Below are 14,503 nucleotides of genomic sequence, written 5' to 3'. Positions count from 1 at the left end.
CACTTACAACCTATCGACTCGAGCGATTACAGAGACAGCGGCTCCATCTTGTCGACGCTGGCTTTCATGCGAGAGTACTCAGAGTTGTCCAGCGGGATCAGACCACGGTCAACCAGGTAACCGTTGGAACCGATGGCACGACGGTTGGTGAACTCAGACACGTATTCTTCGATGCCCGGGATCACGCCGATGTGTGCTTTCTTGACGTAGAAGAACAACGGACGAGACACCGGGTAAGAACCACTGGCGATGTTCTCGAAAGTCGCTTGAACGCCGTCAACCGCTACGCTCTTAACACGGTCAGAGTTCTGGTCCAGGAAAGAGAAACCGAAGATGCCCAGGGCAGTCGGATCGTTTTCCAGACGAGATACGATCAGGGTGTCGTTTTCACCAGCTTCGATGAAAGCACCGTCTTCACGCATGGTGGCACAGACTTCACCGAACTTGTCTTCGTCGCTGTCTTCCAGAGCGGCGATAGCCGGGAATTCAGTACAACCTTCTTCCATGACCAGCTCAACGAAGGCGTCACGAGTACCGGAAGTCGGCGGCGGGCCGAAAACGCGGATAGCTGTGTTCGGCAGGTTGCTGCGGATGTCTTTCCAGGTTTTGTACGGGTTTTCAACCAGACCGTTGCCATTCGGGTTCGGTACGGTTTCAGCCAGAGCCAGGAACAGCTCAGCTTTAGACAGTTCCATGCCTTGACCGTTAACGCTTTCAGCGATAGCGATACCGTCGTAACCGATCAGTACTTCAACGACTTCTTCAACGCCGTTGGCAGCACAAGTTTCCAGCTCAGACGCCTTGATGCGGCGAGAAGCGTTGGTGATGTCAGGAGTGGATTCACCGACACCTTGGCAGAACAAACGAATACCACCGCCAGAACCAGTCGACTCGATGGTCGGCGTGGCATAAGAAGTGGTCTGACCGAACCGTTCGGCTACAACAGTAGCGAAAGGATAAACGGTCGAAGAACCGACGATGCTGATCTGGTCGCGAGCTTCGGCAAAAGCGGTGCCAGACAGAGTCGCGGCCGCAGCAGCCACCAGGGTGGCGCCAATCATTGTTTTCTTCACTGGTAACCTCCAGTTAGTTCATCACTGAGTGAAACCCCGACCTTTCCCCTTGGAAACGCCAGTGGCTTCATGGGCTCGCAAGGGATGCTAGGTGCGTCGGATGACAACTGTATGAACCAAAGATGACAGTATTATGACAAGCTGTCATGGTGATGCCAGTGCCTTTAACACGCCGCCCGAGCCCGTATCCAAGCCCGCCTGACACCGTTATACTGGCGCTTTTTCGTGCCCATCCCGACCCAGCGTTCACCGCAAAGACATCAACAATAAATAGCAACGACAATAACGAGCCGAACCATGAGCAAACTCGACGCCACCAACCCTGAACCCCGCGGTGAATTGCAATTACGCGTCGTCGCTCAACCGAAAGACACCAACACCAACGGTGATATTTCCGGCGGCTGGCTGGTCACTCACATGGACATGGCAGCCAGTATTGCCGCCAGTCGCATTGCCCGCGGCCGCACCACAACAATGGCGATTGGCGATATGTCGTTCGTCCGGCCGGTCAAAGTCGGCTCGGTGATTTGCTGCTACACCCACATTCTGGGCATGGGCCGTTCGTCGATCCGCATCGGCGTGGAAGTGTGGAGCCGCATGCCGGAAGACCCGGAACGCCAGAAGGTCACCGAAACCGAGTTTGTTTACGTCGCCATCGACGAACACCGGCGCATCCGCGCTTTGCCTCAGGCCGATGTCGAAACCATCGGCAATCACTGAGTCAATTCCCCTCCCGCGTTTTCCAAAGAATGCCCGCCGCTGAAACCGGCGCGCATTTTCTGTTTTGATGACATTTTTATTACAGAAAAAGACTTCTATAATGCGCGCCCGGTTCGCACAACAGAGGACAGCGACATGGCCGCCGATAGCCCCTTGATGGCGCTTTTTGGCCGATCTCCGGTCAAGCCGATCCAAGAGCACATCAAAAAAGCCCACGCCTGCGCCGAACGCTTGCTCGACTTTTATGACACCGCCGTGACAGGCGACTACACCGCCGCCGAAGCGGTTCGTCTGGACATCGCCCGGTTGGAACAGGAAGCGGACCAACTGAAAAAGGACATTCGTGTTCACCTGCCGAACAGCCTGTTCATGCCGGTACCGCGCTCCGATTTGCTGGAGTTGGTGACGCAACAGGACCGTCTGGCCAACCGCGCCAAGGACATCGCCGGCATCATGGTCGGCCGGGAAATGGCCATTCCCGCCCCGTTGCAACCGCTGATGCGTGAATATCTGGTCGCCGCCATCGGTGCCAGCGCCAAGGCCGCCGAAGCCCTGGCCGAACTCGACGAACTGTTCGAGACCGGCTTCGGTTCCAAGGAAATCAGCCTGGTGTCCAAACTGATTGACGCTCTCGACAATCAGGAACATCGCACCGACGAATTGGAAATCACCATCCGCAAGGCCCTGCGTGCCGTGGAACTGGACCATCCGCCGATTGAGGTGATGTTCCTGTACCGCGTCATCGAGTTGATCGGCGATCTGGCCGATGTCGCTCAGCGCGTTGGCGCCCGCCTGCAAATCCTCATGGCCCGCTGATCCGCTGGCCGTTTCTTTTTTTGATCACTAAGACAGAGGACAGCGCATGACCATCATTGCCGAATATGGCCCGTGGTTTGTTCTGCTTGCCTGCATTTTTGGTTTTTTCATGGCTTGGGGTGTGGGCGCCAATGACGTCGCCAACGCCATGGGTACGTCCGTCGGTTCGCGCGCGCTCACGGTGCGCCAGGCCATCATCATCGCGATGATTTTCGAATTCGCCGGCGCTTATCTGGCCGGCGGTGAAGTGACCGGCACCATCCGCAAAGGCATTGTCGATGCGGCGGTGCTCGAAGGCTCACCAGAACTGTTGGTGTACGGCATGATGTCGGCACTGCTGGCGGCGGGCATCTGGCTGGTCATCGCGTCTTATATGGGCTGGCCGGTGTCTACGACGCATTCCATCGTCGGTGCCATTGTCGGCTTTGCCGCCGTCGGCATCGGTGTCGATTACGTGCAGTGGGGCAAAGTCACTACCATCGTTTTGAGCTGGGTGGTGTCACCGCTGCTCTCTGGCACCATCGCCTTCCTGCTGTTTCGCTCGGTTTACCGCCTGATTCTCAACACCGACGATCCCTTCGCCAACGCCAAACGCTATGTGCCGGTCTATATGTTCCTGACCGGTTTCATCATCGCCATGGTGACGTTGACCAAGGGCTTGTCACACGTTGGTCTGGATCTGTCGTTTAGCGCCAGTCTGGCGCTGGCGGTGTTGGCCGGTTTGGCGGTGCTGTGCCTGGGGCTGTTGATGTTGCGCCGGGTGCGCATCGATGCCGAAGCCGACCGGGCGTTCCGTTACGCCTCGGTGGAACGCGTCTTCGCTGTGTTGATGGTGTTCACCGCCTGCGCCATGGCCTTTGCGCACGGCTCCAACGACGTCGCCAATGCGGTCGGTCCGTTGGCGGCGGTAATCAATGTGGTCGCCAATCAGGGCGTGGTCGATGCCAAATCGGCGTTGCCGGCCTGGGTGCTGTTACTCGGCGGCGGCGGCATCATCGTCGGTCTGGCGACCTTTGGTTACAAGGTGATGGGCACCATCGGTCGGCGCATCACCGAACTCACGCCGAGCCGTGGCTTTGCGGCGGAACTGGCGGCCGGCACCACGGTGGTGTTGGCGTCCGGCACCGGCTTGCCGATTTCGACCACTCACACGCTAGTCGGTGCGGTGTTGGGCGTCGGTCTGGCGCGGGGTATTTCGGCGCTGAATCTGCGCGTGATCGGAACCATCGTCGCGTCCTGGATTGTGACGCTGCCCGCCGGCGGTCTGCTCGCCATTCTGTTCTTCTTTATGTTCAAGGGCATGTTCAGCTAAGCGGACGTCACCAGAGCGTAAAAGCCGTGTTTTGTGAGCCGCATCGACTCGCAAGGCGCGGCCGGTCGATTATAATCGCGCGCCCTTTTGGAACCGCCTGACCGCCCATGTCGAGACTGTCGTTGAAATCGGTGTTGCGCTTTTTGTCTCTGGCCGCCCTGGCCGGTCTGATAATCAGCCTGCTGTTAACCGTTCCGCTGCGCTGGCTCAACCCGCCTACCACCGCTTTTATTCTGCTCGACTCCAACGCCCGTTCAGCCGACATGCGCGCCCACTGGACACCGCTGAGCGAGATCGCCGCCTCCATGCCAATCGCCGTGGTCGCCTCGGAAGACCAACGTTTCCCGACGCATTTTGGTTTCGATTTCAGCTCCATCTGGCAGGCACTGCACGACAACAATGGGCCAATGCGCGGCGCGTCCACCATCAGCCAGCAATTGTCGAAGAATCTGTATCTGTGGTCGGGCCGCAGTCTGTTTCGCAAAGGCATCGAAGCCTGGTTCACGCTGCTGATCGAGCTGACCTGGCCGAAGGAACGCATTCTGGAAGTCTATTTGAATGTGGTGGAATTCGGTCCGGGTGTGTACGGCGTCGGTCAGGCCAGTGAGACGTTTTTCAACAAACCGGCCAGCCAACTGACGCGCTTTGAAGCCTCGGTGCTGGCGGCGGTGCTGCCGAACCCGAAACAGTTGTCGGCGCAGCGACCATCCACTTACGTTTACCGCCGCGCCCACGACATCCGCACCGCCATTCGGTATTTGGGCGGCCCCAGCTATCTGGCTGGCATCCGCTGAGCTCGTTTTACTCCGTCACTTCGCTCGGGCAATGCCGCAGCGCGTGTTCCAGTTGCAGCGTGCTGTGACCGATGGAAAATCTCTGTTGCAACATGGCATTGGCGCGTTGAATCAGAGCGTCATCGTCGATGCCGTTCGGCCGCACCAGGTGCGCCGTCAACGCCGTTTCCGTGGTGCTCAGCGCCCAGACGTGCAGATGGTGCACCGCCTGCACCTCGGGCATGTCCAATAACGCCGCTTTCACATCCCGCACGTCGATGCCCTTGGGCACCGCATCCACCGCCAGATTCAGCGATTCGGTCAGCAGTGACCAGGTACCGATCAGTATCACCGCCGCAATCACCAGACTGACCAGTGGATCAATCCAGTTCGCGCCGGTAAACAGAATCAACACCCCCGCCACGACCACACCAAGCGACACCGCCGCGTCCGCCGCCATGTGCATAAAGGCGCCGCGAATATTCAGATCGTGCTGGCCGCCCATAAACAACAACATGGTCGCCGCGTTGATGACGGTACCGATGGCGGCAACGCTGATCACCGTCACGCCGGCCACCGGCGCTGGTTCATTGAAACGTTGCAGCGCTTCCCAGGCGATGGCGCCGATGGCGATCAACAACAACAGCGCATTCGCCAGCGCGGCCAGGATGGTGGCTTTTTTCAGACCAAAGGTACGCAACCGATTGGCGTGACGATTCGCCAGCACCGACGCGCCCCAGGCCAGCAGCAAACCCAACACATCGCTCAGGTTGTGGCCGGCGTCGGCCAGCAATGCCAGCGATCCAGCCCAGAAGCCATACAAGGCTTCGATCACAACAAAGCCCAGATTCAGCGCTACGCCCAGTGCAAAGGCGCGGTTGTAATGGCCGACGCCGTGGCTGTGCCCATGACTGTGATTATGGCTGTGATGATGCGACATGCTGAGCGCCCTCGGTGGTTTTCGAGCAGTGAACACCCTCAAACCCTGTTAACTTCAAGCCCGATTTTCGCGTCGCCGACGGCAAAGGTATAGTGTGGCGCCTCTATCGCCGGACGGACCAGACGCTATGCCCGCCACGCCCCGCTTGATCGGTTTCACCATCCTGGCGTTAATCGCCTTCGCCGCCAACTCGGTGTTGTGCCGCTGGGCATTGGGCGATGCCACCATCGACGCGGCTTCCTTTACCGCCGTGCGTCTGGTCGCCGGGGCACTGACGTTGTTGGTATTGGTCAAACTGACGCAGCGCGACTTGCCGATTCAACGCGCGGTCAAGGCCGGTTCGCTGCGCGGCGCGCTCGGTCTGTTTGCCTACGCCGCCAGTTTCTCCTTCGCCTACATCCAACTCGATACCGCCACCGGCGCACTCATCTTGTTCGGCACCGTCCAATTAACGCTGATCGGCGTCAGCCTGTGGCAAGGCCATCGCTTGAACGGCGCCGAATGGTTGGGCGTGCTGTTGGCCTTTGCGGGCTTTGTCTATTTGATTCTGCCTGATCTGAGTTCACCGTCGTTGCGCGGCCTGGTGCTGATGATGGTCGCGGGTGTCGCCTGGGGCATTTACACCCTGAATGGACGCGGCTCGCGCCAGCCTTTGCTGGATACCGCCGGTAATTTCGTACGCACGGCGCCTCTGGTTCTGCTGCTGTTTGTGCCGTTTATCGATGCGGTGCAGATCAGTCGCGAGGGTTTTTGGTTGGCGGTGATGTCCGGCGCGCTGGCGTCCGGCTGCGGCTATGCGCTGTGGTACGCGGTGTTGCCATCGCTCAGTGGCGTTCAGGCTGGGGTGTTGCAGTTGTCGGTGCCGTTGTTGGCGGCCGCTGGCGGTTTGGTGTTTGTCGGGGAAGCGGTGCAGCCGCGACTGGTGTTGGCAGCGCTGTTGCTGCTCGGCGGCATCGCCCTGGTGTTGTGGGGACGCCGCCAAAGCGCCTGAGCATTATTAAAACGGCGAATCTTCTTCCTGATTGAATTCGCGCATAAAGATGTCCCAGAAAGTCATGAACAGTGCCGCGATCAATGGCCCGATCACAAAGCCGTTGATGCCCATCAAGGCGATGCCGCCCAACGTCGAAAACAGCACAATGTAATCGGGCAGTTTGGTGTCGCGGCCCACCAGAATCGGCCGCAGAATATTGTCGGCCAGACCGATCACCACCATGCCGTACACCACCAAAACCGTGCCAGGCACCCAGGCGCCGCTGGCGTACAAATAGATGGCCGCCGGCCCCCAGACCAGGGCGGCACCGACAGCCGGAATCAGCGACAGTATCGCCATCAACACGCCCCACAACACCGCCGCTGGTAAACCCAGAATCGCGAAGATCAATCCGCCCAAAGCGCCCTGTACGATGGCGACCAGCAAGTTGCCTTTCACCGTCGCGCGGGTGACTTCAGCGAATTTGGCGAACAGCCGGTGCTCGCGTTCATCACCCAGCGGCAGTGCACGAACAAAGAGGTCGATCAGGGTGTGGCCGTCGCGCAGCAGGAAGAACGCCAGATACAGCATCAGGCCCAGATTCAGCACCAGCGTCATGGTGTTCTGGCCGATGCTCAGGGTTTCCTGCGCCAGGTAACGGCTGGCGGCAACGGCAAAATCGGACAGCCGCTGACGAATGCTGTCGGTGTCGATACCTGCGGTTTCCAGCAGTTCCGGAATCACCGGGAAGGCGGTGCGAACTTGATCGAGAATCGCCGACGGCGAGATGTCGCCCTGCTGAATGCTCTGATACAGACCGATGGCTTCCTGCACCACTTGAGCGACGATCAACAGCACCGGCATCACCACAATCAGCACGCAACACAACAGCGTGATCAGCGCCGACAGATTGCGCCGGTTGCCGGTCACTTTGAGCAACCAATCCTGCAAGGGATAGAAGATAACGGTGATGGCGGCGGCCCAGAAGATGGCCCCCCAGAATGGCTCCAGCACAAAGAAAAACGCCAGGCTGACCAGCAACAGGAGGATCAGAAAAAACCGGTTTTCGAGTGTTTGCCTCATGGCGATTCGACTTCCAATGTTCGACGCAAGCCGCCACCTTACTCGAAAGCCGAGGTCCGTTCAGCTTTCGAATGCGGTTGATCGCTTCACCGTTCAGATTTGAAAGCGCGCCGCGTGTTGCGACAAGTCGTTCGCCACGCGCGCTAATTCCAACGACGACGCTTCGATGGCTTTGGCCTGCTCTTCGGTGGTCAGCGTTTGGTCGTTGATCTGGCCGACGTTGCTGTTGATGTCCTGAATCACCGCCGTTTGCTGAGTGGTGGCAGCAGCAATTTGCTGAGTCTGGTCCGTCAGTTGGTCCAAAGCCGAGCGAATCTGGCCGAACGATTCGGTCACTTCACTCATCTGCTCGGTAGTCTGGCTGGCGTAACGACGACTGTCGTCCATCACGGTAAAGGCGTCTTCTGCCTGGCGCTGCAAATGCTCGATCTTGCCGCGAATCGCTTCGGTGGAATCCTGCGTTTTATTCGCCAGTGAACGAACTTCGTCGGCCACCACGGCAAAACCACGGCCTTGCTCGCCGGCGCGGGCGGCTTCGATCGCCGCGTTTAGCGCCAGCAGGTTGGTCTGGTCGGCAATGTTGGTGATGACGTCGACGATGTCGTCAATGCTCTTCATTTCTTCAGCCAGCGAACGAATCACTTCGGCGGCTTCGCCGACTTCCGACACCAACCGTCCGGTGACTTCCCGAGTGCGATCCAATTGCTGCTGACCGCCCTGAGCGGTGGCGCGTACATCGGTGGCCAGTTCGCTGGTTTTCTCGGTGTTGTGTGCCACGTCTTCGAAGGTAGCGGTCATTTCTTCGATGGCGGTGGCGATGGAATCGATGGCGGTCAATTGTGTCTGAATCTGGCCGCGCGTCGTGGTGATCGACTGGCTGAGTTCTTCGCTGGTTGAATTCAACACATCGCTTTGCTGGCGCACATCCAAAATGACGCTGCGTGTCGCGTCCAGCATCGAGTGCAGCGACTCGGCAATCTGGTTCACTTCCGGGCTCTGTTGGCGGGGCAGGCGTCGATTCAAATCCAGATCATCCGACACGCCCAAAGTGAATTTCGTCACCTGACGAATCGGCCCGGAAATCTGGCTGCCAATAAGCCAGGATAAAAATCCCAGCGCCACCAGAACAACCGAAGAACACAGCAGCACGAAGCGCAGCAATTGGTTGAACCGGCCATCGATATCGTGCGTGTACATGCCGGTCGCCAGCGTCCAGTTCCAGGGGCGATACGACACGCCCAGACTGAGTTTCGGCTGCGCTTTGTTGTCACCCACCTTGGGCCACAGATAAGCGAAAGTCCCGCGCCCGCCACCGGCGGTCACCGCCCGGTCAATGCCGACCATCACGGCAGTGCCTTCGCTGTCGAGAATCTGCCGGCCATCGCTGCCCATGATGTCGGGCGATGGGTGTTGCAGCACTCGCAGCGTCTGGTGGTCGAGCGAAAAGATGTATTCATCGCCCAGATAACGCACCTGATTAAGCAACCGAATGGCTTCCGATTGCGCCTCGGCGCGGGTCATCTCGCCCGACTGAGCTTGGGCCTGCAGGCCGTTGAGCAAGGTCACGGCGCTGTCGAGCTGCGATTGCATCAAGGCCGTTCGGTCGTCGAGCATCTGCTCGCGCACCAGATTCAACAGCAACAGGACAATGCCGACAAACGCCACCAATGCCATAGCAAACAATAACGCCAGGCGATGGAAAATCTTCAGACGACTGAACATAAGGCAGGAACACTCCATAAAAGGAGGTTGGTACAACTCGGCCCAAATGGGCTCGAACCCAGCTCCAATTTATGGGTAATGGAATGCGACTCAAGTCACGAAAACGACCTGGGTTCGTCCAGCGGTCAAAAGGTGACTTTTGGCATTCAGGCGAGGCGGTCGCGGAAGATAAAAAACACCGCACCGAGCAGACACAATCCGGCCCATAAATAATCCAACTTGAGCGGTTCCCGCAGATAAAACAACGCGAACGGCACGAATACCGTCAGCGTGATTACTTCCTGCAATATCTTCAGTTGGCCGACGCTGTAGACGCTGTGTCCTATTCGGTTGGCCGGAACCTGCAACAGATATTCGAACAGCGCGATGCCCCAGCTGAGCAAGGCGGCGATGATCCAGGGTTTGTGATTGAGCGTCTTAAGGTGGGCGTACCAGGCGAAGGTCATGAAGACGTTGGAGCAGGCTAACAACAGGATGGTGATGACCAGAGGCGGCACGATGGATAATCCAAAAAAACAGGCCAGTCAGTGTAATACCGGACTGGCCTTGGGGTCATCTGAGTAAATGGATCGGTGTCACAGCGACGACTGCAGGAACCTCAGTTCTTCGACCAGACGGTCGCTGTGAATCACCAACTGGCTGAGCACGTCTTGTTCGTCGTCGCTCCAGTCGAGATCGGCGGCTTCATCGACCTCGCTGCGCCACTGGCCTTCGGCTTCCATCAAGCGCGATACCAGAGACGACTCTGAATGCACGCGCGATTGCAGCCAATCGCTGATCGCCTTCAACAAAGCCCGTTCCTGGTTGCTCGCCTGCGGCAATTCGCCCCGGGCACGCTCCATCACTTCCACCCGGGCCAACATCGCCTGGCGTGCTTCGATCGCCCGTTTCAACAGGGCTTCGATCGGCGCGGAAACCACCTCCTGACCGACCAGTTCCTGATAGCGTTCGATCAGCTCCAGACCGTGGGCATGAATGCCCGCCAATGCCGCCCCGTACTCATCGCGTAAGATCGACATCCTGGCCTCCTCGGCTCGAACCCTGGTTGATCGGGCGCAGAGCCCGACCGCATGGGCTTCATGATGGCGACGCTGGGTTAAAAATAAAGTGCCGGACAGGTAAAGGCGTCGCGCTGGTTGAAAATTGTGCAATCGTTCGTATCTTAGACGCATCTGTTCGACTAGGGAGGCCTAATGTATGCCCATCGAACCCACTGGCAGCTTGAACGCACTCAATCCGCTGAACCGCCAGGACAGCTTAAACGCCCCGGCGACCCGCAATGCCGAGCAAGCCACACCCGCGGCACCGACGCCCAACCAAAGCGCGGTTGAGCCCGACGTTCAGGTCGATACCAGCCTGGATAGCCGCCGTGCAGCGCTGCGCGCCCAGGTGCAGGAAGCCAACGACCTGGCTGTCGCCCAGCAAGACCGGGGCGAAGTGCTGGAACAATTGCGCGGCGAACGCGAGCGCTTTGGTCAATCTGCGAGCGAAACGCCCGACGAAGCTGTGGACGAAAATGCGGCGCAGCAACCAAGCCAATCCACCGAAAACCGTCAGCTCAGTGAAGACACCTTCGCTGCGCTCGAACGCATCCGTGCGCTGGCATTGGAAGATCCGTTCGGTGTCGGTTCCGCCGATGCCGGACCGCTGGCGGACAACGGCTTTTTCGTGCGCAGCCGGACCCAGACCGTCGATACACTGGACCGGGCCATTAGCGCACTGGAGCGCCAGTCCGACCGAGATACCGGCCGTTTGGCAGCGTTGCAGGAAGCCTTCAATTCCAACCAGAGTGCAACGCTGAGCGAGGGCAATACGCCATTGCCCGACAGTGACAGCGCCAGCTCAACGGCGGCGCAATTGGCATCGGACATTCGTCAGCAACGACCGACCGAACTGTTTGGTTTGAACGAGGAAGACCGCGATACGGTGCTCAGCGCGCTGCAATCGAATTAAGTTTAACGAATGAATAAAAAACGGGCCGGTGCCCTGGTAAACCAGGGCACCGGCCCGTTTATTTTTTTTAAGCCTGTAAAAAGCTTTCTGGCTCGCGATTGAAGGTGGCAAGCCAGGCCATCAAGTCTTCATACGGCAGCGCCTTGGCCAGGCAATAGCCCTGAATGCAGTGGCAACCCATGGCCTCAAGCAAGGCGATGGAGCGCTGATCTTCCACCCCTTCGGCCAGCACACTCAGCCCTAATTGCAGCGCCATCTCGATGGTGGATTTGACGATGCGTTGGTCGTCGGCGTCGGTCGCTAAGTTGAGAATAAACGCCTTGTCGATCTTCAATTCGTGCACCGGCATCGACTTCAATTGCGCCAGCGACGAGAAGCCGGTGCCGAAATCGTCCATCGCCAGTTCGACGCCGGCGTCGTAAAGCCGCTTGAGGTTTTTCAGCGCTCGTTCGGTGTCGGCCATCATGGCGCTTTCGGTAACTTCCAGAATCAGCTCTTCGCCTTTCAGACCGTGCTGTTGAATGCGCGCCAGCAGGCTGTCGACAAAGCTGTCCTTGAGGATGTCTTTAGCCGACAAATTCACGCTGATGCCCAGATCCGGGTAGCCATCGGCCTGCCAACGGCGCATCTGCCGGATCGACTCGTTGAACACCCAGTCGGTGATCAAAGTGATATCGCCCGACTGTTCGGCCAGCGGAATGAATTCGTCCGGGAACATGCGGCCCAATACCGGGTCGTTCCAGCGAATCAGCACTTCCACCGAACGCATGCGTTGATGTTCCAGGCTGTATTGCGGTTGGAACATCAGCTGGAAGCCGCCTTCGGCAATGGCCTGCTGCAGCCGGTTGGTCACGGTGATGCGGCGCAAATGACGCTCGTCCTGACCATCCTGATAGGTGGCGACGCTATGGCCCAGATGCCGCGCTTCGCTGATCGCCAGATGGCAGCGGCGCATCAGGTCTTCGTAGTCGTTGGCCTGCTGTGGGCAGAACACCATGCCCAAACGCGCCTCGACTTTGATTTCCAGGCTGTCATGGCGGAAGGCGTCGTCGAACAGCGCCAGATAACGGTCGGCTTCGGCAACCGCGCCGTCTTCCATCAGGCCATCGACCAGCAACAGGAATTCGTCGGTGCCGATGCGACCCACCTTGTCGAGATCGCGGCAGGTATCGGCCAGACGGCTGGCGACCTGCGGCAAGACCGCATCCATAACCGACAGGCCGTAAACATCGCTGAGATCATCGAAGTTACTGAGTTGCAGCAGGATGACACCGAAAGGCGCTATCGGCTCTTCCGCCAGGCGCTCGGTAATCAGGCGGCCAATCTGATCGCGGTTGGGCAAGCCGGTCAGCAGGTCGTGTTGTGCCTGATAGAGGATATGTCGCTCACGCTCCTGAATAGCGCTTTGCATGGAGTCGAGCGTGTCGCCCAGCACCGCGAATTCGTTGTTACCATGCAACGCCACTTTCTGGTTGTAGTTGCCCTGGCCGATGCGCCGTGCGGCCACCACCAGGGCGCTGATCGGTCGGCTGATGCCGCCGGCGATCAAGGCGGTAGCCAGTGCGGCCAACACCAGCGCGATGGCAGCAATGGCGAGCATCTGATTACGCAAACCATCGTAGGCGGCCAGTGCCTCCTGCAACGACACCGACAGCAACATGCCCAGTTGCTGGCCGTCTCTGTCTTTGAGTACGCCCTGGCGGCTTAACCAACCCGACTCACCAAACTGATCCGTGGCCTGGTCCAGTACCGACGCGAAATCGCCGGCCAGTTCGGCTACCGGCAATTCAGCGTTCAAGGTCGTGAAACTCTGCACCGGCGCGGATTCACCAGCGCGGTACAGCAAGGTGATGTTGGTACCGGTGATGTCGCGGAAGCTATCCAGCAAGGCGGTGTCCATGATGAACCCCATGCCAACCCAGGCGATCAATTGCGGTGCCTGCACCGGCACCATCACCAGTTGGTAGGGCGCGTCTTCGGCCAGCGCCAGAACGCTGAACGGGCGTTGTTGCTGACGAATCGAATCGCCCAGTTCCGCCAGTTCGGAGTCGATGTCGTGAGTACTGATCAACACCTCGCCGTCCGGGCTCATTAACACAATCATGTCGGCCCCGACCCGATCACCGTGGTTAGCCAGAACGCTGACGATGGTGCCTTCTTCGTTGGTGGCAATGGCCTGCTTGAAGCCGAAATCTTCTGCCAGCAAGGTGGTGCGGTCAGTCAACTGACGGCTGTTATCGGTAAGCAGCGTATCGAAGACGCGTTCGGCCACGGCCAATTCGCGGTTAGCGCCAGCACGCGCATTGGCGTCCGTCGCGCGCAATACCGCCCAGAGCGTAACCGACAGTGTCAGCCCGAGTAGGCTGAGGAAAATCAGCAGCAGGCGAGTTCGGAAACTAATTGCCATCGGACTGATACCTTTGCAGACGGTCGTACAAACTCGACGGCGACTGCGACGGATCATCGACGGTCAATTCAAACGGCAGCTGGATATCCAGACGATCAGCATTGGGGTCGGCCAGATCGGCAATCGCCAGTTGGAACGGCGTTTCCATATCCGGATGCCAGATCACCAGATACGGCGATTGCTCAGCGTTGAAAGCCGGCAGCGTAACGGCGCCCTGATCGTCGGTCTGGCCGAAGAGTGAGCCTTCGACCACATAGATGTAGCCGCGCATGGAATCGTGAATGTTGCAGCCCAGGGCAACCAGACCGGCTTTATCGAATTCAATCGGCGGCGCGTCGTTGCCTTTATAGAGTTGCAACTCGAACGGCTTGGCTTCGGAGAACGAATAGACGTGATGACGGGTTTCGTCGCTGTTGGGGAAACGCACCTTGGTGCCAACGCGGATAACCGCGATTTCCGGCACAAAGGCAATGTTGATCTGATCGACAATGACCTCATCCGGTGTCTGCGGCGGCGTCACAGCAGTCGCGTCTTTCAGCTCGACCACGGCATCGGGCACGTCCTTACCCGTATTATCGGTAAAATGCAGCGTTGGTAAGGTTGCTGCTATCGCTTGTACCGGACCTATCAGCCATCCCGCCAATACAGCCCCGGTTAACCATCCCTTGTTCATCTACTTCACCCTATTGATTGACTGCGGATGAAGGCCACTATACCGAAGAAAAGGGGGG

The 14,503-nt window shown here is 58.6% G+C and carries 14 protein-coding genes; 6 read left to right on the top strand and 8 right to left on the bottom strand.

All coding sequences use genetic code 11. The features are described 5' to 3' along the window. Positions 1–26: 26 nt before the first annotated feature. Positions 27–1,073 (bottom strand): substrate-binding domain-containing protein, encoded by a 1,047-nt coding sequence (locus DW349_RS02895; protein WP_198650557.1) that lies wholly within the window; start codon positions 1,071–1,073, stop codon positions 27–29. Positions 1,074–1,370: 297 nt separating this feature from the next. On the opposite strand from DW349_RS02895, the gene DW349_RS02890 reads away from it, so the two are divergent. The 4 genes from DW349_RS02890 (at position 1,371) to mtgA (ending at position 4,715) form a co-directional block, all read left to right on the top strand. Continuing rightward, entirely contained in the window at positions 1,371–1,793 is a 423-nt protein-coding gene (locus DW349_RS02890) for an acyl-CoA thioesterase (RefSeq protein WP_108126695.1), read from the top strand. A 135-nt stretch (positions 1,794–1,928) separates the two neighbouring features. Continuing rightward, positions 1,929–2,609, top strand: a complete 681-nt coding sequence (locus tag DW349_RS02885) for a TIGR00153 family protein (protein ID WP_108126694.1) — start codon at positions 1,929–1,931, stop codon at positions 2,607–2,609. Between the two features lie 46 nt (positions 2,610–2,655). Continuing rightward, the gene (locus DW349_RS02880; RefSeq protein WP_108126693.1) at positions 2,656–3,921 is read left to right on the top strand and encodes an inorganic phosphate transporter; all 1,266 of its coding nucleotides are present in this window, start codon (positions 2,656–2,658) and stop codon (positions 3,919–3,921) included. A gap of 107 nt (positions 3,922–4,028) precedes the next feature. Next, the gene (gene mtgA, locus DW349_RS02875; RefSeq protein WP_108126692.1) at positions 4,029–4,715 is read left to right on the top strand and encodes a monofunctional biosynthetic peptidoglycan transglycosylase; all 687 of its coding nucleotides are present in this window, start codon (positions 4,029–4,031) and stop codon (positions 4,713–4,715) included. A gap of 7 nt (positions 4,716–4,722) precedes the next feature. On the opposite strand, the gene DW349_RS02870 is transcribed toward mtgA, so the two are convergent. Next, positions 4,723–5,634, bottom strand: a complete 912-nt coding sequence (locus DW349_RS02870) for a cation diffusion facilitator family transporter (RefSeq protein WP_108126691.1) — start codon at positions 5,632–5,634, stop codon at positions 4,723–4,725. A gap of 127 nt (positions 5,635–5,761) precedes the next feature. Here DW349_RS02870 and DW349_RS02865 point away from each other — a divergent pair, with 127 nt between their 5' ends. Continuing rightward, entirely contained in the window at positions 5,762–6,625 is an 864-nt protein-coding gene (locus DW349_RS02865) for a DMT family transporter (RefSeq protein WP_198650556.1), read from the top strand. Positions 6,626–6,631: 6 nt separating this feature from the next. Here DW349_RS02865 and DW349_RS02860 read toward each other — a convergent pair whose 3' ends face one another. The 4 genes from DW349_RS02860 to DW349_RS02845 form a co-directional block, all read right to left on the bottom strand. Continuing rightward, complete coding sequence (locus DW349_RS02860; protein WP_108126690.1) at positions 6,632–7,690, bottom strand: AI-2E family transporter; 1,059 nt, start codon at positions 7,688–7,690, stop codon at positions 6,632–6,634. 93 nt (positions 7,691–7,783) lie between these two features. Beyond that, positions 7,784–9,412, bottom strand: coding sequence for a methyl-accepting chemotaxis protein (locus tag DW349_RS02855; RefSeq protein ID WP_162824605.1), 1,629 nt, complete (start codon positions 9,410–9,412; stop codon positions 7,784–7,786). Positions 9,413–9,558: 146 nt separating this feature from the next. Beyond that, positions 9,559–9,909 (bottom strand): DMT family protein, encoded by a 351-nt coding sequence (locus DW349_RS02850; RefSeq protein WP_108126688.1) that lies wholly within the window; start codon positions 9,907–9,909, stop codon positions 9,559–9,561. Positions 9,910–9,987: 78 nt separating this feature from the next. Then, the gene (locus DW349_RS02845) at positions 9,988–10,431 is read right to left on the bottom strand and encodes a hypothetical protein (protein ID WP_108126687.1); all 444 of its coding nucleotides are present in this window, start codon (positions 10,429–10,431) and stop codon (positions 9,988–9,990) included. A gap of 178 nt (positions 10,432–10,609) precedes the next feature. Here DW349_RS02845 and DW349_RS02840 point away from each other — a divergent pair, with 178 nt between their 5' ends. After that, positions 10,610–11,365, top strand: coding sequence for a hypothetical protein (locus DW349_RS02840; RefSeq protein WP_108126686.1), 756 nt, complete (start codon positions 10,610–10,612; stop codon positions 11,363–11,365). Between the two features lie 67 nt (positions 11,366–11,432). On the opposite strand, the gene DW349_RS02835 is transcribed toward DW349_RS02840, so the two are convergent. Continuing rightward, a complete protein-coding gene (locus DW349_RS02835) occupies positions 11,433–13,772 on the bottom strand; it encodes a putative bifunctional diguanylate cyclase/phosphodiesterase (protein ID WP_162824604.1) in 2,340 nt (779 codons plus the stop codon). Next, entirely contained in the window at positions 13,762–14,445 is a 684-nt protein-coding gene (locus DW349_RS02830; RefSeq protein WP_157954422.1) for a methylamine utilization protein, read from the bottom strand. Before DW349_RS02830 ends, DW349_RS02835 begins: the two co-directional genes overlap by 11 nt. Between the last annotated feature and the right edge of the window lie 58 nt (positions 14,446–14,503).

Origin of the sequence: Saccharospirillum mangrovi (assembly GCF_003367315.1) — a bacterium.
Taxonomy (GTDB): domain Bacteria; phylum Pseudomonadota; class Gammaproteobacteria; order Pseudomonadales; family Natronospirillaceae; genus Saccharospirillum; species Saccharospirillum mangrovi.
This window is presented reverse-complemented; position numbering and strand designations above follow the sequence as displayed.

What these genes read in the sequence shown, in the direction of transcription:
- DW349_RS02890 (WP_108126695.1), top strand. Translation starts at nt 1,371, where the DNA reads ATGAGCAAACTCGACGCCACCAACCCTGAACCCCGCGGTGAATTGCAA.
- DW349_RS02885 (WP_108126694.1), top strand. Translation starts at nt 1,929, where the DNA reads ATGGCCGCCGATAGCCCCTTGATGGCGCTTTTTGGCCGATCTCCGGTC.
- DW349_RS02880 (WP_108126693.1), top strand. Translation starts at nt 2,656, where the DNA reads ATGACCATCATTGCCGAATATGGCCCGTGGTTTGTTCTGCTTGCCTGC.
- mtgA (WP_108126692.1), top strand. Translation starts at nt 4,029, where the DNA reads ATGTCGAGACTGTCGTTGAAATCGGTGTTGCGCTTTTTGTCTCTGGCC.
- DW349_RS02870 (WP_108126691.1), bottom strand. Translation starts at nt 5,634, where the DNA reads ATGTCGCATCATCACAGCCATAATCACAGTCATGGGCACAGCCACGGC.
- DW349_RS02865 (WP_198650556.1), top strand. Translation starts at nt 5,762, where the DNA reads ATGCCCGCCACGCCCCGCTTGATCGGTTTCACCATCCTGGCGTTAATC.
- DW349_RS02860 (WP_108126690.1), bottom strand. Translation starts at nt 7,690, where the DNA reads ATGAGGCAAACACTCGAAAACCGGTTTTTTCTGATCCTCCTGTTGCTG.
- DW349_RS02855 (WP_162824605.1), bottom strand. Translation starts at nt 9,412, where the DNA reads ATGTTCAGTCGTCTGAAGATTTTCCATCGCCTGGCGTTATTGTTTGCT.
- DW349_RS02845 (WP_108126687.1), bottom strand. Translation starts at nt 10,431, where the DNA reads ATGTCGATCTTACGCGATGAGTACGGGGCGGCATTGGCGGGCATTCAT.
- DW349_RS02840 (WP_108126686.1), top strand. Translation starts at nt 10,610, where the DNA reads ATGCCCATCGAACCCACTGGCAGCTTGAACGCACTCAATCCGCTGAAC.
- DW349_RS02835 (WP_162824604.1), bottom strand. Translation starts at nt 13,772, where the DNA reads ATGGCAATTAGTTTCCGAACTCGCCTGCTGCTGATTTTCCTCAGCCTA.
- DW349_RS02830 (WP_157954422.1), bottom strand. Translation starts at nt 14,445, where the DNA reads ATGAACAAGGGATGGTTAACCGGGGCTGTATTGGCGGGATGGCTGATA.